At 60.6% G+C, this 26,333-nt stretch carries 20 protein-coding genes; 12 read left to right on the top strand and 8 right to left on the bottom strand.

The genetic code is table 11. From position 1 onward, the window contains the following. Positions 1–100: 100 nt before the first annotated feature. Both ACGSLL_RS01210 and ACGSLL_RS01205 read left to right on the top strand, forming a co-directional pair. Positions 101–1,756, top strand: a complete 1,656-nt coding sequence (locus ACGSLL_RS01210; protein ID WP_394502344.1) for a PqiB family protein — start codon at positions 101–103, stop codon at positions 1,754–1,756. Between the two features lie 17 nt (positions 1,757–1,773). Further along, positions 1,774–2,325, top strand: coding sequence for a PqiC family protein (locus ACGSLL_RS01205; protein ID WP_394502342.1), 552 nt, complete (start codon positions 1,774–1,776; stop codon positions 2,323–2,325). A gap of 6 nt (positions 2,326–2,331) precedes the next feature. On the opposite strand, the gene ACGSLL_RS01200 is transcribed toward ACGSLL_RS01205, so the two are convergent. Further along, entirely contained in the window at positions 2,332–3,177 is an 846-nt protein-coding gene (locus ACGSLL_RS01200; RefSeq protein ID WP_231990226.1) for a site-specific integrase, read from the bottom strand. Positions 3,178–3,607: 430 nt separating this feature from the next. Here ACGSLL_RS01200 and ACGSLL_RS01195 point away from each other — a divergent pair, with 430 nt between their 5' ends. The 4 genes from ACGSLL_RS01195 (at position 3,608) to ACGSLL_RS01180 (ending at position 9,030) form a co-directional block, all read left to right on the top strand. Continuing rightward, the gene (locus ACGSLL_RS01195) at positions 3,608–4,987 is read left to right on the top strand and encodes a UDP-glucose dehydrogenase family protein (protein WP_394502340.1); all 1,380 of its coding nucleotides are present in this window, start codon (positions 3,608–3,610) and stop codon (positions 4,985–4,987) included. A gap of 949 nt (positions 4,988–5,936) precedes the next feature. Continuing rightward, positions 5,937–6,626 (top strand): HPP family protein, encoded by a 690-nt coding sequence (locus ACGSLL_RS01190; RefSeq protein ID WP_394502338.1) that lies wholly within the window; start codon positions 5,937–5,939, stop codon positions 6,624–6,626. A 142-nt stretch (positions 6,627–6,768) separates the two neighbouring features. Continuing rightward, positions 6,769–7,875, top strand: coding sequence for an enoyl-CoA hydratase/isomerase family protein (locus ACGSLL_RS01185; RefSeq protein WP_394502336.1), 1,107 nt, complete (start codon positions 6,769–6,771; stop codon positions 7,873–7,875). A 3-nt stretch (positions 7,876–7,878) separates the two neighbouring features. Beyond that, a complete protein-coding gene (locus ACGSLL_RS01180) occupies positions 7,879–9,030 on the top strand; it encodes an acyl-CoA dehydrogenase family protein (RefSeq protein WP_394502334.1) in 1,152 nt (383 codons plus the stop codon). Positions 9,031–9,257: 227 nt separating this feature from the next. On the opposite strand, the gene ACGSLL_RS01175 is transcribed toward ACGSLL_RS01180, so the two are convergent. The 5 genes from ACGSLL_RS01175 to ACGSLL_RS01155 all read right to left on the bottom strand — a co-directional run bounded on the left by ACGSLL_RS01175 (position 9,258) and on the right by ACGSLL_RS01155 (position 14,965). Then, entirely contained in the window at positions 9,258–10,031 is a 774-nt protein-coding gene (locus ACGSLL_RS01175) for an enoyl-CoA hydratase (protein WP_394502332.1), read from the bottom strand. 15 nt (positions 10,032–10,046) lie between these two features. Further along, positions 10,047–11,174 (bottom strand): acyl-CoA dehydrogenase, encoded by a 1,128-nt coding sequence (locus ACGSLL_RS01170; protein WP_394502330.1) that lies wholly within the window; start codon positions 11,172–11,174, stop codon positions 10,047–10,049. A gap of 142 nt (positions 11,175–11,316) precedes the next feature. Next, positions 11,317–12,510, bottom strand: a complete 1,194-nt coding sequence (locus ACGSLL_RS01165) for an acetyl-CoA C-acyltransferase (RefSeq protein WP_394502327.1) — start codon at positions 12,508–12,510, stop codon at positions 11,317–11,319. Positions 12,511–12,522: 12 nt separating this feature from the next. Beyond that, positions 12,523–13,284: an SDR family NAD(P)-dependent oxidoreductase gene (locus tag ACGSLL_RS01160; protein ID WP_394502325.1), complete on the bottom strand. Its 762-nt coding sequence runs from the start codon at positions 13,282–13,284 to the stop codon at positions 12,523–12,525. A gap of 16 nt (positions 13,285–13,300) precedes the next feature. Further along, positions 13,301–14,965, bottom strand: coding sequence for an AMP-binding protein (locus ACGSLL_RS01155; RefSeq protein ID WP_394502323.1), 1,665 nt, complete (start codon positions 14,963–14,965; stop codon positions 13,301–13,303). 247 nt (positions 14,966–15,212) lie between these two features. Here ACGSLL_RS01155 and ACGSLL_RS01150 point away from each other — a divergent pair, with 247 nt between their 5' ends. Then, positions 15,213–18,401, top strand: a complete 3,189-nt coding sequence (locus tag ACGSLL_RS01150) for a dermonecrotic toxin domain-containing protein (protein ID WP_394502320.1) — start codon at positions 15,213–15,215, stop codon at positions 18,399–18,401. Between the two features lies 1 nt (position 18,402). On the opposite strand, the gene ACGSLL_RS01145 is transcribed toward ACGSLL_RS01150, so the two are convergent. Further along, a complete protein-coding gene (locus ACGSLL_RS01145; protein WP_394502318.1) occupies positions 18,403–19,440 on the bottom strand; it encodes an AraC family transcriptional regulator in 1,038 nt (345 codons plus the stop codon). Positions 19,441–19,843: 403 nt separating this feature from the next. Here ACGSLL_RS01145 and efeU point away from each other — a divergent pair, with 403 nt between their 5' ends. Genes efeU through efeO (ACGSLL_RS01125) form a run of 4 tightly spaced genes read left to right on the top strand, consistent with a single transcriptional unit; the run spans position 19,844 to position 24,054 of the window. Further along, a complete protein-coding gene (gene efeU, locus ACGSLL_RS01140) occupies positions 19,844–20,683 on the top strand; it encodes an iron uptake transporter permease EfeU (RefSeq protein ID WP_394502316.1) in 840 nt (279 codons plus the stop codon). Positions 20,684–20,691: 8 nt separating this feature from the next. Further along, positions 20,692–21,891 (top strand): iron uptake system protein EfeO, encoded by a 1,200-nt coding sequence (efeO, locus tag ACGSLL_RS01135; protein ID WP_394502314.1) that lies wholly within the window; start codon positions 20,692–20,694, stop codon positions 21,889–21,891. Between the two features lie 18 nt (positions 21,892–21,909). Next, the gene (gene efeB, locus ACGSLL_RS01130; RefSeq protein WP_394502312.1) at positions 21,910–23,208 is read left to right on the top strand and encodes an iron uptake transporter deferrochelatase/peroxidase subunit; all 1,299 of its coding nucleotides are present in this window, start codon (positions 21,910–21,912) and stop codon (positions 23,206–23,208) included. Positions 23,209–23,229: 21 nt separating this feature from the next. Further along, positions 23,230–24,054: an iron uptake system protein EfeO gene (gene efeO, locus ACGSLL_RS01125; protein WP_394502310.1), complete on the top strand. Its 825-nt coding sequence runs from the start codon at positions 23,230–23,232 to the stop codon at positions 24,052–24,054. Positions 24,055–24,176: 122 nt separating this feature from the next. On the opposite strand, the gene pssA is transcribed toward efeO (ACGSLL_RS01125), so the two are convergent. Then, complete coding sequence (gene pssA / locus ACGSLL_RS01120; RefSeq protein WP_394502308.1) at positions 24,177–25,520, bottom strand: CDP-diacylglycerol--serine O-phosphatidyltransferase; 1,344 nt, start codon at positions 25,518–25,520, stop codon at positions 24,177–24,179. Positions 25,521–25,735: 215 nt separating this feature from the next. Here pssA and ACGSLL_RS01115 point away from each other — a divergent pair, with 215 nt between their 5' ends. After that, positions 25,736–26,299, top strand: a complete 564-nt coding sequence (locus tag ACGSLL_RS01115) for a TetR/AcrR family transcriptional regulator (RefSeq protein ID WP_394502306.1) — start codon at positions 25,736–25,738, stop codon at positions 26,297–26,299. Positions 26,300–26,333 lie beyond the last annotated feature (34 nt).

Genomic DNA, 26,333 nt, shown 5'->3' with positions numbered 1-26,333 from the left:
ATTGGCTATTTCGGTTTGCTCTATCGCAAGGCACTTCTATATTGATGAAGTGCTTTTGCGTTCCTGACGCTCAGTGCCCAATGAATTAAGGAGGACATGGATGAAGTCGTCAGCCAGCGACGAGCCGCGCGCACCCGGTCAGGCCCCGATCAAGACCCGCCGTTTCGGCGTTTCACTGGTCTGGATCGTGCCCATCGTCGCCGTTCTGGTGGGCATCTCGCTGGTGATCCACAACATCCTCCAGGAAGGTCCGACCATCACCGTCACCTTCAAGACCGGTGATGGCCTCACCGCCAACAAGACCGAAGTGCGCTATCGCAACGTGGTGATCGGGCATGTCTCGGATGTTGAACTGGCCGACGACCATAAAAACGTCAACGCCACGATTAAACTAGCCAAACAGGCCGAAAGCTTCACCCGCGAGGATTCGCAGTTCTGGGTGGTGCGCCCGCGCATTGGCGCTGGGGGTGTGTCCGGCATCGACACCCTGCTCTCCGGTGACTACATCGGCGCCGACATTGGTCAGGCAAACAACCGCGCCAAGCACTTCACCGGTCTGGAAAATCCACCGCCGATCACCTACGGCGAGCCGGGTAAACGCTTCACCCTGCACGCGCCCGACCTCGGGTCGCTGGACATCGGCTCGCCGGTCTACTACCGCAAGATTCCCGTCGGCCAAGTGGTGTCGTATGCGCTGGATACCGATGGCAAAGGCGTCAACATAGAAGTGTTCATCAATTCGCCCAACGACGCCTACGTCACCGAGAACACGCGGTTCTGGAACGCCAGCGGGATCGACGTGAATGTCGGCGCCAACGGCTTTGCAGTGAAAACCGAATCGTTGTCGACCCTGCTGGTCGGCGGCATCGCTTTCCGCGCGCCAGACTACAGCCCCAATGACACCACCGCCGCAGAGGACAAGGATTATGAACTGTTCGCTGACCAGACCAGCGCCCTCGCCCCACCCAATGGCAAGGCGCAATACCTGACTCTGCGTTTTGATCAGGCCCTGCGCGGGCTCAAAGTCGACGCTCCGGTGGAATTCCTGGGCGTCGAGATTGGTCGAGTGGTCGCGGTCAATCTGGACTTTGACGAGGTCAAGCGAACCTTTCCGGTGAACGTCGGCATCGTTATTTATCCGCAACGACTGGGTCGCGCCCACGCGAAAATCCTCAAGACCTACAAAGGCGACGAAAACGACGAAGCCACCGGCGCGCGCCTGATCGCCACATTCGTTGAAAATGGTCTGCGCGCGCAGGCACGCAACGGCAACCTGCTTACCGGGCAGTTGTACATCTCGCTGGATTTCTACCCGAAAGCGCCGAAAGTCGCGTTCGATGCGACAGCCCGGCCGATCAGCATCCCGACTGTCCCCGGCAGCCTCGAGCAGTTGCAGGAAAAACTCGAAGCGATGGTCAACAAGATCAACGCACTGCCGGTGGAACGCATCGCCAGCAATCTCGACAGCAATCTGGTCGAGCTGCGCAAAGGCCTCAGCCAGTTCAACGCCAAGACCTTGCCGAGCGTGCAAAGCACCCTCGCCGATGTCAGCAAAACGTTGCAGTCAGCCAATTCGACCCTCGCCGAAGATTCGCCGCAACGCGAGCAACTGGGGCAGACCCTCGACGAACTCGGACGCATGTCGCGCTCCCTGCGTGAGCTGTCGGATTACCTCGGCCGGCATCCGGAATCGCTGATTCGCGGGCGGCCCGACAACGCCGCACCGCTGGACCTCAAAGGACCGCCACGCAATTGAGCACAGGAGCGAAACCCATGGCATCACCGCTGAAAATCAGCGTGCTCGCGGCGATCATGCTACTCGGCGCCTGCCGCAGCGACCCGATCAGCTTTCACACCCTGACCCCGGTGCATCAGGGCGCCGGGCGCAGCGGTGCGGACATTGCCATCGAGAGCGTCAGCGTGCCGCCGCAGGTCGATCGGCCGCAAATCGTCATCCGCGAAGGCAATAGCGGCCTGGCGATTCTCGAAACCGATTGGTGGGGCGCCAGCCTGATCGACGAACTGCGCAGCGCCCTGCTCGACCAGTTGAGCAGTGGCGCAGGCCAGCAACGCGCGTCGGTGCGCGTGGAAGTACAGCGCTTCGATTCGATTCCCGGCCAATACGCGTTGATGGATGTGAAATGGCGCCTGCGTGCGCTCGGTGAGCCTGACGCCGACTTGCTGACCTGTCGCTCGATCCTGCAGACGCCGTCGGGGCCGAGCATCGAGGAACTGGTGACCGCGCAGCAGAACAACGTCAAACGTCTGGCCGCGCAGATCACTCAGGCCGCCAGCCGTTCAAGCGGTTGCCCGGCCTCGAACTGAATCAGCTCACAGATCGAAACGATCCACTGCCCGCCGCCGCTCGTTGTCATCGCGCACATCGTAGTTGGCGGTGGTCTGGATGTTGCTGTGATGCGCCAGTTTCTGCGCGATCGACAGGTCGTGTTCTTCGATAACCCGCGTGATAAATGACCGACGGAAATCATGCGGCATGATCTTCACCCCGACCTGCGTGCCACGCTGACGGGCGATGTAGTAGATCGCGTGCTTGGTGATGCGCTCGCGGGTGATGTGGTTGCCCCTGCGAATGCGGTTGAACAGAAACGCATCATCGCTCTCGCCCTCCTTCAGCTGAGAACGGCGCAGTTCCAGCCACGCATTGAGTTTGGCGAACGCCCAGGTCGGCGCGTACTTGATCAGTTGTTTGTTGCCCTTGCCGGTGACCGTCAGGCTGCGCTCGCTGAAGTCGACCTGGTTGAGGTCCAGATCCACCGACTCTGATTTGCGCATACCGGTCCCATACAGCAGCGCGATCACAGCGGCGTCGCGCAGCCCTTGCGGGCGTGGATCGGCGGCGCAGACCTCCATCAATTCGTGAATCAGCGTGCGCTTGAGGTTGCGCCCCTGAGACAGGCGCGTACCGGCGATGGCTTTGACCGAGCGCATCTTCAACAGATGATCCTGACTGATCAGGCTCATGCGCCAGGCTTCATTCATTACCCCGCGCACGGCGTTCACGTACAGCGAAGAGGTGTTCGGCGCGTAGCCGTCTTCGCGCAGCGCGGCGACCAGCGCCACGACGTCTTCCGGTTGCAGGCCGTGCCAGGGAATGTCCTCGATGTCCACGTCCTCGAAGCCGAGGCGATCGGCCGCGTCCTGCAGGACGTAGCGCATGGTCAACTGACTGGAAGGCGCCAGGCGCGTCAGGTAGAGCGTCAGTGGATTGGTGGTGGACGCGGTGGATTCAGTACTCGACAAGTCAATCAAACGAAACGGCCTTGGTAAAAATACAATTCAACAAAACGACACGATGACAAAACGGGCAAGTGCCGGGCTGCCCCAAAAAAAGGCCTACAACCTGCCGCCCGACCGCTTGAAAGTCAATCAGGCATTCCCCGGTCGGCATTCCAACCCCTTGAATTGAAGCGCTTTTCAGACAACCGGGTGCTGGCATTGAGCCTGTGCTGAGTGAACGGCTGTCAGCATCGCCTGCCTGTCTGCACCGCCAGCAAGTCGCATCGCACAAAACGGTAGGCAAATTGAAACATGCCCTTGCCTATCCTGACGCCAGATCATGAACACCCGTCCGGCTCAGGAGTGTCCTATGAAAATCACGGTCTTCGGCAGCGGTTACGTGGGTCTGGTGCAAGCGGCGGTATTGGCCGAGGTGGGCCATGAGGTCGTGTGCATGGACGTCGATCAGCACAAAGTCGACCAGTTGCGCCAGGGCCACGTCAGTATTTTCGAACCGGGGCTGGCAAACCTGGTGCGCGAGGGCTTGGACGCCAAACGCCTGCACTTCACCAGCGATGAGAAACTCGCAGTGCAGCACGGCCGGGTTGCGTTTATCGCCGTGGGCACGCCTTCACGTGAGGATGGTTCGGCGGATTTGCGTTACGTGCTCTCCGTGGGCGACGCGATTGCCCGGCACCGTGAGCAGCCGTTGATCGTGGTAGAGAAATCCACGGTGCCGGTGGGCACCGGCGACACCTTGCGCGCGCACATCGAAAAGGCCTTGATCAAGGTCGGCCGGCTGCTGCAGTTCGATATTGTCTCCAATCCGGAATTTCTCAAGGAAGGCTCGGCCGTTGCCGACTGCCGCCGCCCGGACCGCATCATCATTGGCTGCGAAGGCAACGACGTGCGCGACGTGATGCGCGATCTGTATGCGCCGTTCAACCGCAACCATGACCGCATCCTGTTCATGGACCTGCGCAGCGCCGAACTGACCAAATACGCCGCCAATTGCATGCTCGCGACCAAGATCAGCTTCATCAACCAGATTGCCGAACTCGCCGAACACCTGGGCGCCGACATCGAAGCGGTGCGTCAAGGCATCGGCGCCGACACGCGCATCGGCTATCACTTCATCTATCCGGGCTGCGGCTATGGCGGTTCGTGCTTTCCCAAGGACATGCGCGCGCTGATCCACAGCGCCGAACAAGCGCACTGCTCCAGCGACTTGTTGCAAGCGGTCGAAGCGATCAACCAGCGCCAGAAGCACAAGCTGTTCGAGCGTATCAACGCGTTCTACCAAGGCGACCTGCGTGGCAAGACCTTCGCCCTGTGGGGCCTGGCGTTCAAACCCAACACCGACGACATGCGCGAAGCACCGAGCCGGGTCCTGCTCGAAGCCTTGTGGGCGGCCGGCGCCAGCGTCCGCGCCTTCGACCCCGAAGCCATGCAGCAAACCCAGAACCTCTACCCCGACGAAGCGAAACTGCTGTTGATGGGCACCCCCGAATCGGTCCTGCCCGGCGCCGACGCCCTGATCATCTGCACCGAATGGCAACAATTCAAAGCCCCGGATTTCGAACTGATCAAACAACGCCTCAACAGCCCGGTGATCTTCGACGGCCGCAACCTCTACGACGCCGAACGCCTGGCCCGCATCGGCTTCCACTACTTCGCCATGGGCCGCGGCAAATCGCGGCAACTGCCGATCCCGCTGCAACAATGGCCGCGTGCGTCGGATGTGGCGTAAGTCGTCCTGTTTATTCGCAGTCTTTTCAAATTCATTTCAAACAGACAACGCCAACCCTCACCCTAGCCCTCTCCCAGAGGGAGAGGGAACTGATCGGGGTGGACGCCAGAGGTACGCCGACGTGCGAACCGAGTCGTACGCGATTCTCAAAAATCAAAAGCCCCTCACCCTAGCCCTCTCCCGGAGGGAGAGGGAACTGATCGTGGTGGATGTTAGAGGCACGCCGACGTGCGATACCGAGTCGTACGCGATTTCAAAGCAAAGCAGATCGGCTCCCTCTCCTCGGGGAGAGGGCTGGGGTGAGGGGCAGCCACACCACAAATCCCAAGCCATGCGCCGCTTCTCACCACTCAATAGGCCGAGTGTCAGCTCGCCTGCTTTTGATCTTGACTCACCGGCGACGTCGGAAGGCTGAGTGGAGGGATTGATCCGGGCGTGGGAGCGCAGCGACCGTACGACGAAGTCGTACACAGCGGAAGGAGGTGCAGCGCAGCAAACCGTAGCCGCTGCGCCCGGATCGATCCCGCAGCGAAGGGACCCGAGCCTGCGAGGGCCGTACGTAGGAGCAAAGCCTTTTGGTTCCTTTTTGGCGTCTGAAAAAGGGACTCGCCGTAAGGGCGAAACCGCCAGCAGCAGCACCCGAAGCAACGGATATGTACACAAAAAAACCAGCGCCAGAAATAAAAACCATAGCTCCCACAAGGAATGCGCGGTGTCGCGGCTAGACCGCCAGCAAATGCACAATTTCGCTCAGTCGCGAAGATGCCGAACTGATTAAATTCAAAATTAATGCACTAACTCTGCATTAATATGAATTTGTCAGCATCCACTTTGCCCGGCAAACTGTGCGCGTTCCTCCCCCAATGTTGGAACGCTTCGAGGGCTTTCCGGGTATGCCGGACAAGTCCTTTTTTTTTGTCCTGAATTTGCTGCAAAGGATCGGATTCACATGCTCGCTCGCTGGTTGCCCGCCGCTATCAACACCCGTCCCACCGAATGGAGTCGCGCCGCCATCGGCATGGCGCTGGGGACGTTGTTCAGTGTCTGGATGTGCGCACAAGTCTTCGGCCATGACGTTGCCTATCACCTGATCGGCCCGCTCGGCGCCTCTGCGGTGCTGCTGTTTGCGGTGTCCTCGGGCGCCCTCGCCCAGCCCTGGTCGATCCTCGGCGGTTACCTGTGTGCCGGCGGCGTCGCGCTGCTGGTCGCCCATGTCCTCGGCCGCACCCTCGGCAGTGCCTGTCTGGCAGCGGGCATGGCGCTGATTCTGATGTGCTGGCTGCGTTGCCTGCATCCACCGGCCGGCGCCTTGGCATTAACGTTGGTGCTGGCTGACCCCGCCACCATCGCGATGGACTGGAAAGCCATGGAACCGGTAATGCTCGGCGCGGTGTGCATGCTCGTCAGCGCCCTCGCCTACAACAACCTGACCCGCATCCGCTACCCGAAACGTCCGGCCGAACCGGCGCCGCTGGTGACGCCGGTCGACAACCTCGCCATCACTGCCGAAGACCTGAAACTGGCGCTGGCGGAGATGGAGGCGTTCATCGACGTTACCCCCGAAGACCTTGAGCGTCTGGTGCATGTCAGTGAGCTGTACGCCAAGCGTCGCAGCATCGGAGAAGTTTTTTCCAAGTAATTTTCCATGGTTCGGCTAAGGTAAAAACGCAAACAGCGCCTGCATATATCCGGGTTGTACAGGGCAAATTTGCACTGTTACGATCGGCTACTGCCCGTGCGCGGGCTTTTCAAATAAAGACAATAAAAGCAGGGAGTTACAGATGACAGCTCAGGCTTCATCCCAGCGGACCGCGTCCATGGATGCCACACAGAACGAAGTGCTGGCCGAGGTGCGCAACCACATCGGTCACCTGACCCTGAACCGCCCCGCCGGCCTCAACGCCATCACCCTCGACATGGTCCGCCAACTGCAACAGCAGCTTGATGCCTGGGCCACCGACGCCACTGTGCACGCCATTGTTCTGCGCGGTGCCGGCGAAAAAGCCTTCTGCGCCGGCGGCGACATTCGTTCGCTGTACGACAGTTTCAAAAGCGGCGACACCCTGCATGAAGATTTCTTCGTCGAGGAATACGCCCTCGACCTGACCCTGCATCACTACCGCAAGCCGGTGCTGGCGTTGATGGACGGTTTCGTCCTCGGCGGTGGCATGGGCCTGGTGCAAGGCGCCGATTTGCGCGTGGTGACCGACAAGAGCCGTCTGGCGATGCCGGAAGTGGCCATCGGTTATTTCCCGGATGTCGGCGGCAGTTATTTCCTCTCGCGCATCCCCGGCGAACTGGGGATTTATCTTGGCGTCAGCGGCGTGCAGATCCGCGCGGCCGATGCGCTGTATTGCGGCCTGGCCGACTGGTATCTGGACAGCAGCAAACTGGCGCTGCTCGACGAAAAACTCGACCAGATGGAATGGCAGGACACGCCACTCAAAGCGCTGCAGAACCTGCTCGCCAAACACGCCGTGCAAACCTTGCCTGATGCTCCGCTGCAAGCCTTGCGGCCGGCCATCGATCACTTTTTCGCCCTGCCGGATGTGCCGAGCATGGTCGAGCAAATGCGCGAGGTCACTGTCGCCAACAGCCACGACTGGGCGCTGACCACCGCTGACCTTTTGGAAACCCGCTCGCCACTGGCGATGGCAGTGACATTGGAAATGCTCCGCCGTGGACGTCAACTGAGCCTTGAGCGGTGCTTTGACCTGGAACTGCATCTGGATCGCCAATGGTTTGCCCGTGGCGATCTGATCGAAGGCGTGCGCGCCCTGCTGATCGATAAAGACAAGACGCCACGCTGGAGTCCGCCCACCCTCCGCGAGCTCGACGCGGCGCACGTCGCGAGTTTTTTCCACAGTTTTGATGAAAGCGGGAGCTGAGCCATGCACGATCTCGAACTGACTGAAGAACAAGTGATGATCCGCGACATGGCCCGGGATTTTGCCCGTGGCGAAATCGCGCCCCATGCACAAGCGTGGGAAAAGGCTGGCTGGATCGACGACGCGCTGGTGGCGAAAATGGGCGAGTTGGGCCTGCTCGGCATGGTGGTGCCGGAAGAATGGGGCGGCACCTACGTCGATTACGTCGCCTATGCGCTGGCCGTGGAGGAAATCTCCGCCGGTGATGGCGCGACCGGCGCGTTCATGAGCATTCACAACTCGGTCGGCTGCGGCCCGGTGCTCAATTACGGCAGCGATGAGCAAAAGCAGACCTGGCTGGCCGATCTGGCCAGCGGCCAGACCATCGGCTGCTTTTGCCTGACCGAGCCGCAGGCCGGCTCTGAAGCGCACAATCTGCGCACGCGCGCTGAACTGCATGACGGTCAGTGGGTGATCAACGGCGCCAAGCAATTTGTCAGCAACGGCAAACGGGCGAAACTGGCGATCGTGTTTGCGGTGACCGATCCCGAGCTGGGCAAGAAAGGCCTTTCGGCGTTTCTGGTGCCGACCGATACGGCGGGTTTCATCGTCGATCGTACCGAACACAAAATGGGCATTCGCGCCTCCGACACCTGCGCGGTGACGTTGAACAACTGCAGCATTCCTGAGGCCAACCTGCTCGGCGAACGCGGCAAAGGTTTGGCGATCGCCCTGTCCAACCTCGAAGGCGGACGCATCGGCATCGCCGCGCAAGCACTGGGCATCGCCCGGGCGGCGTTCGAGGCGGCGCTGGCGTATGCCCAGGAGCGCGTGCAGTTCGATAAACCGATCATCGAACACCAAAGCATCGCCAACCTGCTGGCCGACATGCACCTGCAGATCAACGCGGCACGCTTGCTGATTCTGCACGCAGCGCGGCTGCGCACGGCGGGCAAACCGTGTCTGTCCGAAGCGTCGCAGGCCAAGCTGTTTGCCTCGGAAATGGCCGAGAAAGTCTGCTCGTCAGCGATTCAGATCCATGGCGGTTATGGTTATCTGGAAGATTACCCGGTCGAGAAGTACTACCGCGATGCGCGGATTACCCAGATCTATGAAGGCTCGAGCGAGATTCAGCGGATGGTGATTGCGCGGGATTTGAAGAGCTATCAGTTGTAGTGGTGTCGGCCGCTTCCCCTCACCCCAGCCCTCTCCCAGAGGGAGAGGGAGCCGACCGAGGTGTCCTGCGTCATGCGCCGACCTGAAAAACCCAGTTGATTATGGATTCAGTGAAGCCAGCTCAGGTCGGCGGATCACTCGCATCCACCACGGTCAGTCCCCTCTCCCTCCGGGAGAGGGCTAGGGTGAGGGGCTTTTGCCTTGGCTGTTGCTTGTGCTTTTGCCGCTTACTTACCCTGAAATTCAGCCGGCCGCTTGCCAATAAACGCCGCCATCCCTTCCTTCTGATCCTGCGTGGCAAACGCCGCATGGAACACCCGACGCTCGAACCGCACGCCTTCGCTCAGGTTTACCTCAAAGGCGCGGTTCACGCTTTCCTTGATCATCATCGCAATCGGCAGTGACTTGTCAGCGATCACCGCCGCCACTTTCAGCGCTTCATCAAGCAATTCATCGCTTGGCACGATCCGCGCGACGATGCCGCAGCGTTCGGCTTCTACCGCATCGATCATGCGCCCGCTGAGGCACATTTCCATGGCTTTGGCCTTGCCCACGGCGCGGGTCAGGCGCTGGGTGCCGCCCATGCCTGGGAGCACGCCGAGGTTGATTTCCGGTTGGCCGAATCTGGCGTTGTCGCCGGCCAGGATGAAGTCGCACATCAGCGCCAGTTCGCAACCGCCGCCAAGCGCAAAACCATTGACCGCGGCGATGATCGGCTTGCGCCGGTTGGCGACGCGGTCGCTGTCGCTGAACAGGTCGTCCATGTAGATCTGCGGGTACGTCAGCTCGGCCATTTCCTTGATGTCGGCCCCGGCAGCAAAAGCCTTTTTCGAACCGGTGAGGACGATGCAGCCAATGTTCGCGTCTGCTTCCAGCGCATCAAGGGCCTGGTTCACTTCACTGACCAGTTGCGCGTTCAGCGCGTTCAGCGCCTGCGGCCGATTGAGGGTGATCAGGCCAACGCGGCCGTGGGTTTCGAGCAGGATGGTGTCGAAAATCATGAAGAAGTTTCCTTGTCAGAGATTGCGCGAAATGACCATGCGCTGAATGTCGCTGGTGCCTTCGTAGATCTGGCAGACCCGCACGTCGCGGTAGATGCGTTCCAGCGGAAAGTCGTTGAGATAACCGTAACCGCCGAGGGTTTGCAAGGCCATCGAGCAGACCTTCTCGGCCATCTCCGAGGCGAACAGCTTGGCCATCGATGCCTCGACCAGAGCCGGTTGGCCGCTGTCTCGCAGGGCGGCGGCGTAATGGACCATTTGCCGGGCGACGGCGATCTGCGTAGCCATGTCGGCCAAGCGAAATGCCACCGCCTGATGCTCGATGATCGGCTTGCCGAACGTATCGCGTTCACGGGCGTAGTCACGCGCCGCTTCGAAAGCTGCGCGGGCCATGCCCACCGACTGCGCGGCGATGCCGACGCGGCCGCCCTCAAGGTTGGCCAGGGCGATTTTGTAGCCTTCGCCCTCCTCGCCCAAACGATTGGCCAGCGGAACCTTGAGTTCTTCGAAAAGAATCTGGCAGGTGTCCGAGGCGTGCTGGCCGAGTTTGTCTTCAACCCGCGCGACGCTGTAACCCGGCGAATCGGTCGGCACGATAAACGCGCTGATGCCGCGCTTGCCGGCGCTCGGATCGGTCACTGCAAACACAATCACCACCCCGGCGTTCTGCCCGGAGGTGATGAACTGTTTGCAACCGTTGAGCACGTAATGATCGCCCTCGCGCCGGGCGCGGGTCTTCAGGCTGCTGGCATCGGAGCCGGCCTGCGGTTCGGTCAGGGCGAAGGCACCGAGCATGGCGCCGCTGGCCAGCGGCTTGAGGAAGCGCTCGCGCTGGTCGTCATTGCCGAATTTGAGGATCGGCACGCAACCCACCGAGTTGTGCACGCTCATGATCGTCGAGCAGGCGCCATCGCCGGCGGCGATTTCTTCCAGGGCCATGGCGTAGGCCAGGTAACCGGTGTCGCAACCGCCCCACTGCTCCGGCACGAGCATGCCGAAAAAACCGAGTTCGGCCATCTCGGCGATGGCTTCCCTGGGAAAACGGTGCTCACGGTCCCACTCGGCGGCGAACGGTTTCAGGCGCTCCTCGGCGAACTGCCGGGCCATGTCGCGGATCTGGGTTTGGTCTTCGTTGGGAATCATGGTGAATCCTTAATCCTTGTAACACCACAGACCCCTGTGGGAGCGAGCCTGCTCGCGAAGGCGTCGGTACAATTAGCATTCATTTGGCTGATACACCGCTTTCGCGAGCAGGCTCGCTCCCACAATGGCGTTTCGCGGCGCGTCAATAAACGCATTCCACCGCCATCGCCGTGGCTTCGCCGCCGCCAATGCAGATCGCCGCAATCCCGCGCTTGAGCTGTTTCTGCCGCAGCGCCGCCAGCAGCGTCACCAGAATCCGCGCACCTGACGCCCCGATCGGATGGCCGAGCGCACACGCCCCGCCGTGCACATTGAGCTTGTCGTGGGGGATCTCCAGGTGCGTCATCGCCGCCATGCCGACCACGGCGAAAGCTTCGTTGACCTCGAACAGGTCGACCTGCTCCAGCGCCCAGCCGGTTTTCTTGATCAGCTTCTTGATCGCCCCGATCGGTGCGGTCGGAAACAGCCCCGGCGTGTCTGCGAAAGCGGCGTGACCATGGATCACCGCCAGCGGTTTCAAACCCAGGGTTTGCGCTTGCGACTGACGCATCAGCACCAGCGCCGCGGCTCCATCAGAGATTGAACTGGAGTTGGCCGCCGTCACCGTACCGCCTTCGCGGAACGCCGGTTTCAGCGAGGCAACCTTGTCCAGCTTGGCTTTTGGTGGCTGTTCATCGTGACTGATAAGCACCTGCTCTTTGCCCACGGTCACCGTCAGCGGGACGATTTCGTCCTTGAAGCTGCCGTCCTTGATCGCCTGCTGGGCGCGGGTGGTCGAGGCGATGGCGAAAGCGTCCTGAGCCTCGCGGCTGAAGCCGTTGGTTTCGGCGCAGTCTTCGGCGAAGGTGCCCATCAGACGGCCCTTGTCGTAGGCGTCTTCGAGGCCGTCGAGGAACATCGAGTCGAGCACGCGGCCATGGCCCATGCGGTAACCGGCGCGGGCGCGATCGAGCAGATACGGCGAGTTGGACATGCTTTCCATGCCCCCGGCGATCACTACATCGGCGCTGCCGGCAATGAGCATGTCGTGGGCGAGAATGGTGGTTTCCATGCCCGAACCGCACATCTTGTTGACCGTGGTGCAGCGGGTCGATTTATCCAGCCCGGCGCCCAGCGCCGCCTGACGTGCCGGTGCCTGGCCGAGGCCGGCGGGCAGCACGCAGCCGAACAACACCTCATCGACCGCATCGCTGGCGACACCCGCGCGCTCGACCGCAGCCTTGATCGCGGCAGCACCGAGTTGCGGCGCGGTGAGGCTTTTCAATTCGCCCTGGAAACCGCCCATCGGCGTGCGCACCGCGCTGACGATGACAATCGGATCATTGGAAATAGTCATGACAAATCCTCCTTACCTGGCAGCCATGCGCAAGGCGCCGTCGAGACGGATCACCTCGCCGTTGAGCATGCTGTTTTCGATGATGTGCCGCACCAGCGCGGCGTATTCGGCCGGCTTGCCCAGCCGTGGCGGGAACGGTACGCCGGCGGCCAGCGAGTCGCGCACTTCCGGGGTCATGCCGGCCATCATCGGCGTTTCGAAAATCCCCGGGGCGATGGTCATCACGCGGATGCCGAAGCGCGCCAGTTCGCGGGCGGCCGGCAGGGTCAGGCTGGCGATCGCACCTTTGGAGGCCGAGTACGCCGCCTGGCCGATCTGGCCGTCAAACGCCGCCACCGAGGCGGTGTTGATGATCACCCCGCGCTCGCCATCGGCGTTGGCTTCAGACTCGGCAATCGCCGCCGCGGCCAGACGCAGCATGTTGAAGCTGCCGATCAGGTTGACGTTGATCACCTGGGCAAAACTGCTCAGTGCATGCGGGCCGGTCTTGCCGAGGATTTTTTCGCCACGGACGATGCCGGCGCAGTTGACCAGGCCGTTGAGGCTGCCAAACGCATCCAGCGTCGCCTGCACTGCGGCTTCGGCGGCAGCTTCGTTGCTGATGTCGGCCACCACGCTTTGCGCGCCCAGGCGCTGCGCCTGAGCGGCCACGGCCTCGGCGTTCATGTCCACCAGCATCACTTTCGCGCCGGCGCTGACCAGCAGCTCAGCGCTGGCGGCACCGAGGCCGGACGCGCCGCCGGTGACGATAAAAACCTTGTTCTCGATCTGCATGACTGTTTCCTTCGATTCAAGCTGAAACGTTATGCGCCGCAGCCTCTTGAGCCTTGGCGATTTCCTGGTTGCGCAAGATAAAGCGCTGCAATTTGCCACTCGGGGTCTTGGGCAATTCGCTGACAAATTCGATTTCCCGCGGGTACGAATGCGCGGCCAGACGCTTGCGCACGTGTTGGCGCAGTTCTTCAGCCAGCTCGGGCGCTGCGCGGTATTGCGCACTGAGCACGACGAAGGCTTTGACCAGTTCGGTGCGCTCCGGGTCGGGTTTGCCGACCACCGCCGCTTCGACCACCGCCGGGTGTTCGATCAGCGCACTCTCTACATCGAACGGGCCGACGCGGTAACCGGAGGTGGTGATCACATCGTCGCTGCGGCCGACGAAGCTTATGCTGCCGTCCGGGTTCCACTCGACGGTGTCGCCGCTGAGGTAATAGTTGCCGACAAACGCCTTGGTCGGCGCGCCTTCGTAGCCGCCGAACCAGCACATCGGCGATTGCGGGCGGTCGATGGCGAGAATGCCAGGCTGGCCGACGCCGAGTTCGTTGTGGTGTTCATCGAGCACCACGATGCGGTGGCCCGGCGAGGCGAAACCGGCGGCGCCGACGTGTACCGGATGGTCGAGGCCGTGGTGGTTGCACAGGACCATGCCCAGTTCGGTCTGGCCGTAATGATCGTGGATGACCACGTCGAGATGGTCGGCGAACCAACGAATCACTTCCGGGTTCAACGGCTCGCCGGCACTGCTGACGATGCGCAGTTTGCCCTTGATCGACTTGGCGAATTCCTCACCCCCGGCAATCAACAGCCGGTAGGCCGTCGGCGACCCGGTGAGGTTGCTGATGCCGTATTTGTTGATCACCCGGCAGGTGCTCTCGAGGGTGAACGGGCCGTCGTAGAAGGTGATCGGATGGCCCAGCGCCAACGGCCCGGTGACGCCGAAATAGATGCCGTAGGCCCAGCCCGGATCGGCCACGTTCCAGAACGCATCTTCCGGGCGCAGGTCCACGGCATCGCGGGTGTAACTCTTGAAAGCGACGATGGCCTTGAGCGGTACCGACAGCGCTTTCGCCGGGCCGGTAGTGCCGGAGGTGAACATCAGCAGGAACGGATCTTCGCCGGTCAGCAGCACCGGTTTGCATGCGCTGGAATAGTTGGCCAACTCGGCCCAGAAGCTGTAATCGCCGCGCACGATGCCTTGGCCCTTGGCGCCGCCCACGGTGACCAGCGTCGGGCAATCGGCGACTTCGGCGAGTTTCGGCCGGTTCACCGCATCGGTCACCACGACTTTGGCGCCGGAACTGTTCAGCCGATGTTCGAGGGCTTTCGGGCCGAATGCGGTGAACAACGGCTGATACACCGCGCCGATGCGCCAGGTGGCGAGTACGGTAATCAGCAGCTCGACATTGCGCGGCAGCAGTCCGGCGACCCTGTCGCCCTTCTGCACGCCCTGGGCGAGAAGGAAGTTGGCGAAACGCGCGGCTTTGTCTTGCAGGTCAGTGAAGGTGTACGTCGCACTGCTGCCGTCGCGGCCCTCCCAGAACAACGCGATGCGCCCCGGCAAGGCGTGGCGGTCGCAGCATTCGACACAGGCGTTGAGCGCCGCCAGCGAACCGCTGAGCGCGGCCTCGACGGTGTGCTGATAGTTGAACCGTGCGGTAGCAGACAAGTAATCGCGCATTGCCAGAATCCCTCGGTGTTTTTATTAGGCTGGGAACCGTAAACAACAGGGCAATAGTCGCGCTGCACGGGGCGCCGGGCAATGGTCAAAGCCATCAAGCTGGTTGACTGGTTTGGCCAAAATCCTTCAGCTCGATTCGTTCTCGCTTACAAGTTGATAATCATATGCACTGGCGATTGCCAGGGTATATCGGTAGCTTCGTGAATACTTCAAACCGTCATTATTTTTATTCACTGAGAAGTATGCCATGTCACTTTCTTCAACCATTCCTGATGCACAGGATTTCATTTTCGAACAATCGCTATTGGCGCAGTTCAAGGACCGGCCGACACTACGAAAAACAGCCCGACAACAACTGGAAAATTATCTCCAGCATTGTCTGGCATCGTCATCGTTATCGCTGGATATACTTTTTTATAATGACCCTCAGTTGCCCCCGGACGCTGATCCAGTCACGTTGCTTGAGGCGTTTCTTCAAGCTTTCGCCGCTGGGCGTTGCCTGCTGATAAACGCAGATACTCTGATCATTCCAGTCAACGCCGCCGATCGGGACAAGATCGACCTGGCCGACTTCCAATCGGCTATCGAAGATATTTGTCATACTTTGGTTGATACCCTGCAAGAGCAACTACTGAATTACTGGCAGCAACCGGCCGACAACCAGATGAGTCGCTGGCAATGGTTGTCGGAAGCATTGAAAGATGCCTGCGCGTCTAATATCAATGAGGCACTTCACCAGAAAGATGAAGCGTTTTATTTTGCATTGACGGGGTTGGTCATCAGACCGGAAAAACAGCACAGGGCATTGTTCAATGAGCATTTGCGGCCCTCGGCGTGTTTATTGAAATTCACCATCAATGAAGGCGAGGATGCCTGTTCGCTGATTTATCCGGCGCTGATGGTTACCGACACGTCAGGCACCGTATTGATTCAACCGTCTGGTGCCTGGGAAAGGTTCAGCACCGAGTCGGCGTGCATACAAAACGTCGCTCAGCACTTGCAACTGCGCTGGGAAGTTGCATCTCTGAGCGTCCAGCGTTATGAACCGAATGCCGATATTTTTGATGAACTGGCGCGGGTTTTGATCGATCGGCAATTGCTCGATCTGCAAAACATCAGGTTTCCGGTCGATCAAATGTTCGTCAGCGCCGAGCAACAGTTCGACAAGATCACCGACCCGCTTCGCTTGTTTGCGGGTACGAGGCATATGATTACTCACGCAGAGAACGTCGACAGGCATTTGCCGTCGTGGCTTGCACACGCGGATGCTGACGACCGCCGGACTTATCGGCGTTTTGTTGCAGCGATGGCCGCCACGCATTGGCAGTACGACGGCGCAACGTTCTTCACCCATCTGCTCTCCATCCGCGACTTCACCTATCAGGCCCTCATCGAGCAGATGAGTCGCGACGGACATGAACCGGTCGATCCCGATCGCATCGAATTGCACATCAAAGTCTCCGAAGGCGTTCCCGGCGGCTGGGGAATTCAGGAAACGAAGCGCCTGGGCGTTATCGACTTTGCACTGGAGAATCTTGCCGGCCTGCCCTGGGGGCAGATGACCGTCAAAGGCTTGCAGCAGCAAAACGTACCGGACTGGCTGACCCCGCAATACGCCAAAGCACTTATCCAGGCAGTTGACATCGGACGCACCTATCCTGCGTATCTGAAACAACACCTGCTGGATGACCCAAACGAAGCGGCGTCGCGACAAAACCTGTTCAAGGTGCAATTACGCGACCAGCTCCCCCTGCAGGCACTGCAGGCAAAACTTGGCGGTGAGCACGGATTTGATGATAACGGTGCCAACCTGATCATCGCACTGGCTGACGAGCAACAAGCGGCGAACACGCTGCGCGTCAGTCCCTTGCATCTGCGCCTGGGTCAAGTGCTGAACATGTTTGTCATTGAAGGCACCGAACGCAATGCACCGGTGGTGCTTTACCGCCCCTTCTATTCGCCTTCATTGATTCAATTTGCCTCCAGGGAACATCTGCAACGCGCGATCGAATCGGATGCTGCGCTGCAAAAAAGTATTCACGACTGGTACAAAGCCTCGGTGCGTCACACTGGATTGCTGGGTGCCAACGAAATTCGCCTGCGTTGGGAAATGACCGTATCGCCCGCCCTGCAGGGCGATATATTTCAACCGTTGTACGCGGCCAACAGCCAGGCGCTGGTGGAGCTGGCGGACCGGCAGTCGGTGTCCAACGCCGAGAGTCGCTGGGCCAACTTCAAGACGCTTGGCTGGTTGATATTCGAATCGCTGCTACCACTGGTCACCGGGCCGGCGGCCACTGCGGGATGGTTGCTGCAATTGGCGGTCAGCCTCAAGGCTGACCTTCAAGCGCTATCGGCATCGGACGGTCAGGACAAATCATTTGCCGTCGCTGACCTGCTGCTCAACCTCGCTGCGGTCCTGATGCACGCGGGACGCCTCTCCAAGGGCGCTGGAAAAATCAACAATGCGCCGCTCATCGAGCCTGAGGTTTTCGAATATTCGGTCGAAAATCCAGATCCCGCTGCGCCAGATATTCCAGTTGAAGAACACGCAACGCTGCCCAGTGAGCAGCACCCGCAGACAGACCAGGCGAGCACCACAAACGCATGGGCCAAGCCGCGGGCTGCGTATTCCGAGGGGCAGCAGGCACTGCTCGACAGCTTTGCACTGAAAAAACCGGCGGATCTGGGCCCGGCGATCGCACAAGGGCGAAACAAGGGCCTGTATCGCTACAACGACAGGTGGCACGCGCTGGTTGGCGAGCAATTCTTTCGCGTCTCGATTGAAGAAGGTCCGGTGCTGATCATTGACCCCGTGGACAATTCCCGTCCGGGCCCCTTCCTGACTTCTGACGGTCAAGGGCGCTGGACGATAGATAACCGGCTGTACCTGAGGGGCGGAGCGCCTAACAAACGCGCGCACGACGGCTCCAATAACGAGGCGCCGGGCCCATCACGCCGGGCGATTGCTGACAGCAGTGGATTCCCGGCCGTCATCGAAACCGAAATCGAGACCCTGCCCGAGCGTCTGTATCATTACGTCAACAAGGAAAAGCTGGCGTCGATCAAAGCCTTGAGCACGTCGTTCATCAATAACTCCTCGAACGATGCTTACGGCAGGCCGCAGCGCAGTGTCGTCGGATTGTACGTGACCGACCTGGCCCCTAATTCAATGCCACGCCAGCAGCTGTCGGAAACCCTGTTTGGCAAGAACCGCCACAACGTTTCCTCTCGCGCCAACAAAATTCATGCCGTGCTGGAGCTTGATCCCACACGGTATCCAAAGGGCAGCGTGAAGCTCTACAAACTCGAAAGCCCGAAACTGTCGGATCATATCTACGTGTTGCGCGGTGCGAAGAATGAATTGAGCTTGCGCATCAAAGCCTCCGCATTTGGCACCGGCACAACGGCGCTGGTCAGTGTGAAGGAGCTTTGATTCAGTGCTCAGCCGGGCTGGATCCCGCTGGCTGGCTGAGGATCAGGCTACGATAGTGGCCGGGGTTCGACCCCGACCACTTGCGAAACGCCTTGTAGAACGAACTCACGTCAGCAAAGCCTAGGTGCGCGGCAATTTCGGCGAAGCTGATCGACGGCTCCGCCAGCCAGGAGATCGCCAGTTCCTTGCGCACGCTGTCCTTGAGCCCTTGATAAGTCTGCCCTTCTACCGCCAGGCGACGGCGCAACGTCGACGCGGACATGCACAACTGCAGGGCCAGCGCTTCGGTTTCCGGCCATTGTTCGGCAGGCAGTTGTCGCAAATCGTGCTTGATCCGGCTGGCGAGGCTCTCGGGATCGCGATATTTCACCAGAATGTTCGCCGGCGCATGGGCCAGGAAGCGCTGCAGTTCTTCGGGGCTGCGCTTGATCGGCAGGTCGAGGCAGTCGGCGGAAAAAATCATCCGCGTGCGTGGGCGCCCGAAACGCAGGTTTGGCGAAAACATCACTTGATAGTCGTCGGTGAAGTCTGGCGCCGGGCAACGTAGCTCGATCGCCAGAATCGGGATGCGCCGCCCGGCCAGCCAGCAGGCAACGCCGTGGACGATCATCCAGTAGGTGAAGTAGGTAAAAGCGCGACGCGGTTCGGGGTGGTCTTCGAGCAGGACGATTTCCGCCAGACTCTGCTGGTGCACCAATTGCGCCGGCAGCCGCTCGAGCATCAGCGAGAGAAAACCCAGCCCGGTATCCAGCCCCGTCGCCAGCGTCGGTTGCGCCATGGCGCTGCGGCACAGGAACGCCAGGCTGCCGGACTTGAGCTTGCGCGGGTCCATGCCGAAAAACTCATCGTCGCAGCGTCGGGCCAACAGGCGCCAGAGCTTCGCGTACTGCGATGCGGGCACCCGTGCGTGCTCGGCCTCAAGCAATGCCGGATCAATTCCGACCTTGCGCAAAACCTCTTGCGTGCCCGCGCCAGGCGCACAACTTTGCAACAGCGCTTCGCGCACCAGTTGAATGGCGATGGTGTCTTTTTCCGACATGGAACGCGGCGAGCCTTATGGTTATTCCGGTGCCGGCATCTTACCCCGGTGGGAGCGAGCCTGCTCGCGAAGGCGTTGGGTCAGGCGGCTACGATGTTGAAAGTGCCGCCGTCTTCGCGAGCAGGCTCGCTCCCACAGGATTGGTGGCGTACGCAGAATCGTGGCTATCCACACCCCCCCCTGTAGGAGCGAGCCTGCTCGCGATAGCGGTCTGCCTGTTGACTCATAAAGTGAATGACACACCGCTTTCGCGAGCAGGCTCGCTCCTACAAGGGATATGGGTGAGGCGAAGATCGGTTTTGTTCAGGTTAGGTTCAGCTAAATGTCAATCAGTGCCATTTGGGAATGAGTGTCATTATGTTACAACTTAGCCACCTATCTAAATCACCGTTGGTTGTGCCGAATGCTCGTTCCCTTTCTGATCATGCTGCGCGAAGGCATTGAAGCCGCGCTGATCGTTGGCATCATCGCCAGTTACCTGCAGCAAACCGGCCGTGGGCAGTGGATGCCCGCCGTGTGGATCGGGGTTTTCCTCGCTGCCGCCCTCGCCTTGCTGGTCGGCGGTGGCCTGGAACTGGTCAGCGCTGAATTCCCGCAGAAGCAACAGGAGCTGTTCGAGGGCGTCGTCGGGCTGGTCGCCGTGGGCATTCTCAGTTCGATGGTGTTCTGGATGCGCAAGGTCGCCCGTTCGATCAAGCATTCGCTGCAGGCCTCGCTGGATCAGGCGCTGACCGCGTCGAAGCATCAGGTGATCGCGTTGATCGCCATGGTGTTCTTCGCTGTCGCCCGCGAAGGCCTGGAAACGGTGTTCTTTTTGCTCGCGGTGTTCCAGCAGAGCGAAGGTCCGGGCGCGCCGATCGGCGCACTGCTCGGGCTGGTACTGGCCGTCATCGTCGGCTTGCTGATCTACAGCGGCAGCATGCGCCTCAATCTCTCGGCGTTCTTCAAGTGGACCGGGCTGTTCATTCTGGTGGTGGCCGCCGGCATCCTCGCCAACTCGGTGCAGGCGCTGCATGAGGCCGGGCTGTGGAATCACTGGCAGACCGTGCTGTTCGACTTCAGCGCGACCCTGCCGATGGATGGCCCGCTGGGCGCGGTGCTGGCCGGCATGTTCGGTTATCAGGATGCACCGACTTTCAGCACCCTCGGTGCCTATGTGATCTACCTGCTGGTGGCGCTGGTGATGTTCTTTCTGCCGGCGCCCGCGCCATCCGTGTCATCGACTTCCGTTTCCAGCCAATAAGGGCCTCCATGTCCAAGCCTAAAACTCCACAGGCCTCGCCTCCCCGTGCCTTGCGCTGGGCGCTGGCCGGTTCGGTGGTGGTGATGATCGCCGCCGGCGGGTTGTTCTATTACGCGTCGCAATTGGCCGCTGCCAAGCGTCAGCATAACCGCGACGAAGTGGTGGTCAACATCCATCCCGGTAACTGCGAGCCGAATGCCCTGAGCGTGCCGGCCGGGCGCGCCAGTTTCCGTATCGTCAACCGTTCGGACCGCGCCGTGGAATGGGAAATCCTCGACGGCGTGCTGGTAGTCGAAGAGCGCGAAAACATTGCACCGGGGCTAAGTCAGGTAATCAACGCCAATCTGCAACCCGGCGACTATGCGATCACCTGCGGCTTGCTGAGCAATCCGCGTGGCACCTTGCATGTGACCCCGACCGCAGCGTCCGACGCCGCGGCCAAAGCCAAGCCGTCGATGGTGGCGTTTGTCGGGCCGCTGTCGGAATTTCGCGTGTACCTGGCCAGCCAGAGCAGCGCACTGATCAGAACCGTGAGCGCCCTGAATGAGGCGATCGCCAACGGCGATGTGAGTCAGGCGCAGGCGCTGTATGTGCCGGCGCGTGCTGCCTATCAGCGTTTGGCCCCGGCGGCGCAACGCCTCGCCGAACTGGATAACCGCATCAATGCCCGCGCCGATTACTTCGAAAAACGCGAAGCGGATCCGGGCTTCGTTGGGTTCCATCGCCTCGAATACGCGCTGTTCCAGCAACGCAAACTCGACGGCCTGGCGCCGGTGGCGCAACAACTGCTCAGCGACGTCACTGAGTTGAAACAGCAACTGCTCGCCCAGTCACTGCCACCGGAGCAACTGGTGAGCATCGTCGTGCGCAACCTCAACACGCTCGCCGACGTGCGCGCAGCCAACGGTGAAGAAGAACGCTACAGCCACACTGACCTCAACGGTTTCGCCGCCAATGCGCAGACCGCGCACAAGGTCGTCGATCTACTGCGTCCGATGCTGAGCAAATCCGCCGCCGAGCTGTTGCCGAAAATCGACGCCGCGCAGGCCGATTTTGAGGCCGCGCTGAGCAACCACAAGCTTGCCGACGGCTACGCCAGCTACGACAGCGTCAGCGGCGAACAACGTCAGCAGCTCGCCAATAAAGCCCAGGCCCTGGCCGACGCGCTGAATGGCATCGATCCCGCCCTTGGCCTTTCCGGCCTGTAAGCAGAAGACCTGACCCCGATGAAAGAACTCGAAACGCTCAACCTGCAACGTCGCCGTGTGCTCATGGGCATGGGCGCCGCCGGTGTCGCCCTCGCCGGCTCGGCCCTGAGCTGCCCGGCCATGGCCGCCGCGCCGGCGCAAGTCACCGAAGCGCCAAGCAGCGACAAGACCGAAGACCGCCACGATTTCCACGGCGTACACCAAACCGGAATTGTCACGCCGCGCCCGGCCTCGGGCATGCTGGTGGCGTTCGATGTGCTGGCCAGTGATCGAAACGATCTGGAGCGGCTGTTCCGCACCCTCAACGAGCGCATCGCGTTTCTGATGAAGGGCGGTCCGGTGGCGCAGATCGATCCGAAACTGCCGCCGCCGGATTCCGGCATCCTTGGCCCGAATGTCACGCCGGACAACCTGACCATCACCGTGTCTGTCGGTGATTCGCTGTTCGACGAGCGCTTCGGTCTCGCCGCAGCCAAGCCGAAACGTCTGCAACGCATGGTCGGCTTCCCCAACGACGCGCTGGATGCCGATTGCTGCCACGGCGACCTGAGCCTGCAGTTCTGCTCGAACACTGCCGACACCAACATTCATGCGCTGCGCGACATCGTCAAAAACCTTCCGGACCTGCTGCTGGTGCGCTGGAAACAGGAAGGCAGCGTACCGCCGCAAGCCCCGGCAAAGCCGGGCGTGCCGGCGCAATCGGCGCGCAACTTTCTCGGTTTTCGCGACGGCTCGGCCAACCCTGACTCCAACGACGGCAAGGAAATGGATCGGCTGGTCTGGGTGCAGCCCGGCAGCGACGAGCCGGCCTGGGCGGCCCACGGCAGTTATCAGGCGGTGCGGATCATCCGCAACTTCGTCGAACGCTGGGACCGCACGCCGTTGCAGGAACAGGAAAGCATCATTGGCCGGGTCAAAACCACCGGTGCGCCGATGGGCGCCGAGCATGAAAGCCAGGTCCCCGATTACCGCAAGGACCCGGCCGGCAAGCTGACAAAGCTCGACGCCCACATCCGACTGGCCAACCCGCGCACCGCCGCGAGCCAGGCCAACCTGATCCTGCGCCGGCCGTTCAACTACTCCAACGGTGTGAACAAGAACGGTCAACTCGACATGGGCCTGTTGTTCATCTGCTACCAGGCCGACCTGGAAAAAGGCTTTATCACCGTGCAAACCCGCCTCAACGGCGAACCGCTTGAGGAATACCTCAAACCGGTCGGCGGCGGCTACTTCTTCACCCTGCCCGGTGTCACCAGCGACAAGGACTTTATCGGTCGCTCGCTGCTCAACGCCACCCAACCAAAAACTGCCGCCTGAAAACACACTGGAGCCGCCCCGATGAAAAAGACCCCACTCGCTTTACTGCTGACCCTTGGTTTGCTCAACACCCCGCTGTCGGCCTTCGCCGCGACGGCACCGCTGGATCTGGTGGGACCGGTGTCGGACTACAAGATCTATGTCACCGAAAAGCTCGATGAACTGGCCAGCCACACCCAGCAGTTCACTGACGCCGTGAAAAAAGGCGACCTCGCCACCGCGCAAAAACTCTACGCACCGACCCGTGTGTATTACGAGTCGATCGAGCCGATTGCCGAACTGTTCAGCGACCTCGACGCATCCATCGATTCACGCGTCGACGATCACGAAAAGGGCGTCAAGGCCGAGGACTTCACCGGCTTCCACCGCCTCGAATATTCACTGTTTTCGGAGAAGTCGACGCAAGGGCTCGACGCACTGGCCGACGGTTTGAACAAAGACGTCAAAGACCTGCAGACCCGCGTCGCCGGCCTGACTTTCCCGCCGGAAAAAGTCGTCGGTGGCGCGGCGGCGCTGCTCGAAGAAGTCGCCGCGACAAAGATTTCCGGTGAAGAAGATCGCTACAGCCACACCGACCTCTATGACTTCCAGGGCAACATCGATGGCGCGAAAAAAATCGTCGACCTGTTCCGCCCGCAGATCGAGCAGCAGGACAAGGCATTTGCCGCCAAGGTCGACAAGAACTTTGCCACCGTGGACAAAATCCTCGCCAAGTACAAAACCGCTGATGGCGGGTTCGAGACCTACGACAAGGTCAAGGACAACGACCGCAAGGCGCTGGTCGGCCCGGTGAATACCTTGGCTGAGGATTTGTCGACGTTGCGCGGCAAGCTGGGCCTGAACTAGGGTTTGTAGCGCCTGAACAGGCCTCTTCGCGAGCAGGCTCGCTCCCACAGGGGAATGCACTGCAACTGTGGGAGCGAGCCTGCTCGCGAAGGCGTTTTTCGCCGCGCTACATCAATCGGGTTTTACAAAATGCGGTAAAGCAACCGCTCAATCCGCACCCGACTCACGCGCTTGAGAAACTTGGCCACCCCGGCCGGGTAATCCGGCAGCGTCTCCAGGTTCTGAAAACTGTCGATGCGCGTGGTGTGGCGGAATATCTCTTCCAGCTCCTGCGCTCGCGGTGCCAGCCATTCACCTTTCGGATCATCGATCAGCAGTGCGTTTTCCAGGTCGAGGCGGAACGCCCGTGGATTGAGGTTGTTGCCGGTCAGCAACGTGTAACGCTGATCGACCCACATGCCTTTGAGGTGATAGGTATTGTCGCCGTCGCGCCACAGGTGCAGGTTCAACTGACCGCTGTCGATGTTGCGCTGATGGCGTTTGGCAAAGCGGCGCAGGCTGATCTCGTAGAGATACGGCAGCGCGGCGATCACCTTGAACGGCTCGCTCGGCGGAATGTAAAAGTCGTTGGCGGTCTTGTCGCCGACCACGATGTCGATCTTCACCCCGCGCGCCAAGGCCCGGTTGATTTCGCGGATCACCCCCAGCGGCAGGTTGAAGTACGGCGTGCAGATGGTCAGTTGGGTCTGCGCGCTGGCAATCAGCTCGAGAATCGCCCGGTTCAGCGGGTTGTTCTTGCCGACACCCAGTAGCGGGCTGACCGACAGCCCTTCCCTGCCGCTGCTGCCTTTGGCCGTGTCGTACGTGGCGTATTTCAAGCGGCTGCGCAGATCACCGATATCGTTGCGCAGGCTGCGCGTGGTCGGCAGGTTGGGCAGATCGAGGCGATGAACCGCCTTCGATTCAATCAGACCGTGCTTGACCAGGTGATGCATCGAGTCCGCCAGGTCGTGGCTGTGCAGGACGTGATAACGGTCGAAGCGGTACTTGTCGAACTTGTGCAGATAAACGTTGTTCAGACTCGCGCCGCTGTACACCACGCAGTCATCAATGATGAAGCCCTTCAGGTGTAAGACGCCGAACAGTTCGCGGGTCTGCACCGGCACGCCGTACACCGGCACTTCACTTTCGTGAGTGCGGGTCATTTCCTGATACCACGCCGAATTGCCCGGCTGCTTGCCGGCACCGATCAAGCCACGCTGCGCGCGCAACCAGTCGACCACCACGGCGATTTCCAGCTCGGGGCGCTTGAGTTTGGCGGCGTGCAGGGCATCGAGTATTTCCTGACCGGCTTCGTCCTGCTGCAGATACAGCGCGACGATGTAGATGCGCTGCGTCGCGCTGGCGATTTTTTCCAGCAGGCAACGACGGAACTCGGCGGCACCGGACAGAATGGTCACGGCCTCGGCGGTCAGCGGGAAGCTGCGCAGTTTGGGCAGCAGGGAACGTTTGAAAAGCAACGGCATAGGGCTCGCAATGGGTCGAATCCGAAGAGGTTGAGAGCTTACACCATCGTTCCCTTCGGGTCTCGTGAGTGTCTGTGATGGCCCCTTCGCGAGCAGGCTCGCTCCCACAGGGGAATGCATTTCAAATGTGGGAGCGAGCCCGCTCGCGAAGGCGATTTCAAGGCCAGGAAAGAAGTTGCTTGACCAAGGAGAACATCCGTTCTACTGTTCGCAGCATGAACGAACTTACTAGCAGTGAGACCCGCGACATCATTCTCGATGTCACCGAAAAGCTGATCTATAAGAGTGGCATCGCCGCCACCAGCATGGATCTTCTGGTGAAGACCGCCGGCGTTTCCAGAAAAAGTATTTACCGTTACTTTGCCGACAAGGACGCGCTGGTCGTTGCCGCACTGCGACGCCGTGATATCCGCTGGATGGACTGGTACAAAAACGCTGTCGATCAGGCCGAAACCCCGGCCGATCGCCTGCTCAACCTGTTCAGCGTGCTCACAGGCTGGTTCGCCTCCGAGGGCTTTCGCGGCTGTGCATTCATCAATACCAGTGGCGAGACCGGCGACGCGCAGGACCCGGTGCGGCGGGTCGCCAAGGAACACAAACAGAAGCTGCTCGACTATGTGTGCGAGCTCTGTACCGAACATGGCGCCGAAGATCCGTTGTTGCTGGCCAGGCAATTACTGATCCTGATCGACGGCGCCATTACCGTAGCGCTTGTGATGGGTGATCACAGTGCCGCCGATAATGCGCAATGCATGGCGCGAAAGTTATTGGGGCTGTAATGCCTTTATAAGCCGGACATGTTGTTTGATTGTT

Origin of the sequence: Pseudomonas retamae, from assembly GCF_043496865.1 — a bacterium.
GTDB lineage: Bacteria > Pseudomonadota > Gammaproteobacteria > Pseudomonadales > Pseudomonadaceae > Aquipseudomonas > Aquipseudomonas retamae.
The sequence above is the reverse complement of the archived record's forward strand: the minus strand, read 5'-3'. Positions and strand labels throughout refer to the sequence as shown.

Bases quoted from the DNA above. Each gene is read 5' to 3' on its own strand.
- ACGSLL_RS01210 (WP_394502344.1), top strand. From the start codon at position 101: ATGAAGTCGTCAGCCAGCGACGAGCCGCGCGCACCCGGTCAGGCCCCG.
- ACGSLL_RS01205 (WP_394502342.1), top strand. From the start codon at position 1,774: ATGGCATCACCGCTGAAAATCAGCGTGCTCGCGGCGATCATGCTACTC.
- ACGSLL_RS01200 (WP_231990226.1), bottom strand. From the start codon at position 3,177: ATGCGCTACGTCCTGCAGGACGCGGCCGATCGCCTCGGCTTCGAGGAC.
- ACGSLL_RS01195 (WP_394502340.1), top strand. From the start codon at position 3,608: ATGAAAATCACGGTCTTCGGCAGCGGTTACGTGGGTCTGGTGCAAGCG.
- ACGSLL_RS01190 (WP_394502338.1), top strand. From the start codon at position 5,937: ATGCTCGCTCGCTGGTTGCCCGCCGCTATCAACACCCGTCCCACCGAA.
- ACGSLL_RS01185 (WP_394502336.1), top strand. From the start codon at position 6,769: ATGACAGCTCAGGCTTCATCCCAGCGGACCGCGTCCATGGATGCCACA.
- ACGSLL_RS01180 (WP_394502334.1), top strand. From the start codon at position 7,879: ATGCACGATCTCGAACTGACTGAAGAACAAGTGATGATCCGCGACATG.
- ACGSLL_RS01175 (WP_394502332.1), bottom strand. From the start codon at position 10,031: ATGATTTTCGACACCATCCTGCTCGAAACCCACGGCCGCGTTGGCCTG.
- ACGSLL_RS01170 (WP_394502330.1), bottom strand. From the start codon at position 11,174: ATGATTCCCAACGAAGACCAAACCCAGATCCGCGACATGGCCCGGCAG.
- ACGSLL_RS01165 (WP_394502327.1), bottom strand. From the start codon at position 12,510: ATGACTATTTCCAATGATCCGATTGTCATCGTCAGCGCGGTGCGCACG.
- ACGSLL_RS01160 (WP_394502325.1), bottom strand. From the start codon at position 13,284: ATGCAGATCGAGAACAAGGTTTTTATCGTCACCGGCGGCGCGTCCGGC.
- ACGSLL_RS01155 (WP_394502323.1), bottom strand. From the start codon at position 14,965: ATGCGCGATTACTTGTCTGCTACCGCACGGTTCAACTATCAGCACACC.
- ACGSLL_RS01150 (WP_394502320.1), top strand. From the start codon at position 15,213: ATGTCACTTTCTTCAACCATTCCTGATGCACAGGATTTCATTTTCGAA.
- ACGSLL_RS01145 (WP_394502318.1), bottom strand. From the start codon at position 19,440: ATGTCGGAAAAAGACACCATCGCCATTCAACTGGTGCGCGAAGCGCTG.
- efeU (WP_394502316.1), top strand. From the start codon at position 19,844: ATGCTCGTTCCCTTTCTGATCATGCTGCGCGAAGGCATTGAAGCCGCG.
- efeO (WP_394502314.1), top strand. From the start codon at position 20,692: ATGTCCAAGCCTAAAACTCCACAGGCCTCGCCTCCCCGTGCCTTGCGC.
- efeB (WP_394502312.1), top strand. From the start codon at position 21,910: ATGAAAGAACTCGAAACGCTCAACCTGCAACGTCGCCGTGTGCTCATG.
- efeO (WP_394502310.1), top strand. From the start codon at position 23,230: ATGAAAAAGACCCCACTCGCTTTACTGCTGACCCTTGGTTTGCTCAAC.
- pssA (WP_394502308.1), bottom strand. From the start codon at position 25,520: ATGCCGTTGCTTTTCAAACGTTCCCTGCTGCCCAAACTGCGCAGCTTC.
- ACGSLL_RS01115 (WP_394502306.1), top strand. From the start codon at position 25,736: ATGAACGAACTTACTAGCAGTGAGACCCGCGACATCATTCTCGATGTC.